Source organism: Candidatus Margulisiibacteriota bacterium (assembly GCA_028715625.1).
Taxonomy (GTDB): domain Bacteria; phylum Margulisbacteria; class Riflemargulisbacteria; order GWF2-35-9; family GWF2-35-9; genus JAQURL01.
The window spans coordinates 1-4,272 of sequence record JAQURL010000112.1; the positions used below are offsets into that span (position 1 = coordinate 1).

General features: G+C 38.4%; 1 protein-coding gene. It reads left to right on the forward strand.

Annotation, left to right across the window (positions count from 1 at the left end; all coding sequences use genetic code 11):
- Positions 1-4,272 (forward strand): hypothetical protein (locus tag PHV30_11915; protein MDD5457720.1); only part of this gene is annotated, 4,272 nt, incomplete at both ends.

The following is a 4,272-nucleotide window of genomic DNA, read 5'->3' on the forward strand; positions in this document are numbered from 1 at the left end:
GGTTGGCGATGATATTCTGGAAAAACTCATCAGTCTTTCTCAGGAAGTAAAAGATATATCAGCCTGGTTTTTATACAACGCTTCCGGGACCAATCAATATTTCGATATTCCGGTGAATAAAAACCAGGAGTTTAAGACTTATACGGATTTTTCCGATGAGTTAAAATATGTCGATGCTACTTGTTTTAGCGGGATTGTCAGTTATAACGGGTCTGATTGTTGCGACAAGATTTTTGATTGGCTTAAAAGTGAATCAAGAAATGGCACCTCCGGTCTTCCTGTTTATATTAAGAAGGTAGATGGAAGTTTTAATGAGGTAATCCCGTCCAGGTTGATTGATGATAATAATTTCAATATTGATGGTACGATATTTGGAACTAATCTTTTATACCAGGATTATAAAGATAAAATTTTCCAGCGGCTGGATAAGTACAGTAAGCCCTATATCATCAATATGGCTGCAACCGGAACAAACTTCACGAATGTGAATGCGGACGAAAATCTTAAAAAATTATTAAAATTTTCAGACAATTTTTCTACCTATATCAGCAGTATTGTAAGTAACAGTAATAAAAGTTTTCTCAGAGATCAAAGTGTCACAACAAGTTCAGGTACCTACTCGTCAATTTTTGACTATTATCTGGATAAAAAGTACAAGCTGGAAAATGTCGATTTGCATAGCACGGATACCAGTCATTATGACGGTCTGGAAGATAAATCTACCATAGTTACCAGGACCCGGGAAATTATCGAGAAACTAGCCCAATACCAGAATAAATATATCTTGCGCCAGGATCTTGTTGACGCTCTGGGTGGCACTTATTCCGCAGCCATGGGAGAAGTTTTTTCTTATGCCTTTACCAATAATAACGGACAGTATTTATACCTCAAACCGGAAATTGCTTTGCCAAACCTGAATAGCAAACTTAGTGAAAAGGGTTTTTCATCATCATACATACAAAACTTTGATAAAATTTGGCAAAACGCCAAGGCCGCAGATTTCAAAAGTATGAGTTCTAAAATTACGAGCCTTATCGGCCGTGGTTTTGAGGGCGCTACCCTTTATGCTGCTCTGGGATTTCTTAGCGAAAAAGAACAGCAGATTTTTTACGATATGGACAGCATTGATAAATTTAACAAAATTACCTATGGTTCATTAAACTATTTATACGATAGTAGTTCCAGAGAATTGATCAATATTAATGAAAAAGGTGCGCATGATATCGGATATTACCCGGCCAAGATAGCCAAAGATCGATTTGCATCCACCGTTTTGTCGAAGAATAGCAGAGTAGTAAATGACGATCTTACAGGCAGTCAACGTTCACCATCCGCTGCTGATTCTAATCAGTTGGATAAGCTTTATTTTGAAATGATATATAACATGCAGAAAATGAATACCTTTTACATGGCCCAACTGTTTTCTTCACCTATCGAGGGCATTGACGGCTCGTTTAATCCTGTAGACGGCAGTTGGGATAATGTCAGGCTTAATTATCTTACACCATTGGGTGATGTCAGGGCTAATACTCTCAGCAAAAAGAAATTTAAAGCCAGTTCCGATGCTAACGATGAATATAATATAAATGAATTATTAACTAACGAAAAAATTACGTTGCCTGTTAGTGAGATCAGGAAATTATTTAGCGGAATAACAACAAATAATTTTCTGGATCCGATAGCTTTGGAAAATGCTACAGATGGAACATTCAAACCTTATTACTATCTTAATACGGCAACAGTTTTACAGGATTCAAGCTCTCATCAGCCATCATCTTATCTTGTTGGGAAATTATGTTCGCTTTTTGGTTTGTCTTCCGGCGATACAACATCAGGTACCGGCGATATACTGGTTTCCGGTACGAGATTAAAAGCGAATATCAAAACTTTACAAGATCTGATTTTTGATGGCTCAAGAGCTTCAATTTCTAACTATACGGAGATGTTTAACAATATCGAATATTCCATAGATGGCGGGACCGATTATTTTCCTATATTTGATTTTTCCACCAATAACGGTACTTATATGGAGTTTAATATAAACTTTAATGCGACCAGTGATGTTAATTTTAAAATTAGAATGTCTCAACTTAATCCTGTGGCGCTACAAAATCATATACCTTCTCAGCCGGACTCCAATGATGATGGCACTAACGATATCCCTGTGTTTGTTGCTGGTCTTTCCGAGTCCGACTGGCAGACCATTGTTCTGGATGCGTTCGATAGCAGTTACCATTTGAAGAGTAGCCAAAGATTTGATGATCCGGGGGATATAACCTTTCCCGGCCAGATGCGTAAATATCAATTATTGGATAAGCTGGGTGTATACAAGAAAGGCGCAAATCCCAGTGCTGAAAAACTAAATAGTTTTTGTGTCGATTTTTTTGGAAGCGGGAGTGCTGGCAATGATGATGTCCTGAATTTTAAACAGGACTTAATAAACAATGATTCTTCTCTGGATTCACTCCTCAGTAAATATTTCACAAAAGAAATAGATGGGCTGTACAGCGATTCCTCTTATAAGGATACTAATATGAATTCTTTTAAGAACACATTATATGCCTATTACGCTGCCAATAAGTCAAAAAGTATCAAACAAACCATGCTTTCATTTGCCACTGCCGATGAAGTATTTGGAGCGCTCAAAACTGTCGGCCTGGTACAGGACGCCGGTAATGGCTTCTATGAATTCACAGATTCAATGGGTACATTTTTCAATAATGATGCCAGTGGCTTTGAACAGTTTTGCGCTGATATGAGTGCCGACCTTACAGCCGGGATAAACAGCAAGGTGCCAAAACCTGGAGATACCTCTGTGTTTGATGGTACGCTGAAGGAAGCGTACTGGCATCCTTTGTATAATAAACTGAAAGAATTTTATGTGGGGATGGACTTTAGCGGAAAGAGTAATGATTTATTCGCGAATATTACGGACTATCTGGCCAAAGCTTCCGACTATGCTGATATGGATATGGATAGCACGGAAATGGATATGAAGATAAATCAAACCAAACAGATCATGGAACAATCAGTTGCCAAAGACTATGAAAGCATGCGTACTTTTGTTGTTTCTTTATATAAACGAATGAGCACCCTGGACCTTGGAGGCACAGTGCACAACAGTACAGTCTCAACAGCCTATCAGGATTATCTTCCGCTTTTTGGTACCAATCAGGATGCCTTCGGTCTTACTTATTTTAATATTGATGGATCCCAAAACAACACTTTGCAGGCTCTCATAAAAAGTATGGGCCGATCCAAAACAGAAGCTGATCTGAAAACAGCAATTTTTACCAATGTAACTACCGGTTATAGTGAATCTGATAAAGGGAAGGTTATAGCTACTCTTAAAGGAATGGGTTTTATTCAACCCAGCGGCACCAGCTATACAGCCGAGAAATTTCTGGACCTCAATAATTTTCCGGTTATTACGGACGGGACATCTAAATTGATTTCAATAACAATGCAGGACAAGCAAACAATAATTTCCAATTTCCAGCAGTGGTATTTGAGCAATCTTGTGAATCTGGTTGGTACCGGTATGGATAATCCTTATTTGCAAAATGTACTGGGTGGAACAAATAATATCAGTCTGCCGGTTAAGGAAGCAATCAGGAATATACTGGCTGATGATGATTTTATTTCCACCCTGAAAACCATGAGCAGTATTATGGATGGCTCCAATGTCAGATTTAAGACCAGCAATTATTTTGATATAAATGCTTACCTGCAGGGGGATGAGTTGAACTACAGCAGATTTACAGGTTCGAACCTCAAGGATACTTCTTCAGTCAATTTCTATACTTATCACAGCGACACGGAAGATGTAGATTATGATAACTTGTATAAAGTAGACGTCGCCTTGAGAAAGCTGATTAACGACAAATGGGCTATGGGTTCCTATAGTTTTACCGGAGATAGTGATTATTTAAGTATTATAAACAGTATCAAGGACATTAAAGCTGATATACCTTCTTTATCAATAGATACCATGAAAACCACTCTCGCAACCAGCACTGATTTCCAGACATATTTGAGCAGTGTGGTAGACAGCAATCCCCAGGCAGAGAGCAATTACGCTGCGGATTGCTTGAGTCTTGCCGGAAATTACAGTAGTATTGCGGAGAGTATAAGGAAAAAGTATGTAAGTCTTAATGGTGCTGCAGACAATTTCGTAATAGATTTTTCCAAGGAAAATTTTGCTGCCGCGCTGGGTAAAGACTGGTTGAAATGGTTAAAGATCAGTTCTGACGGTACCACACAACTTGATGG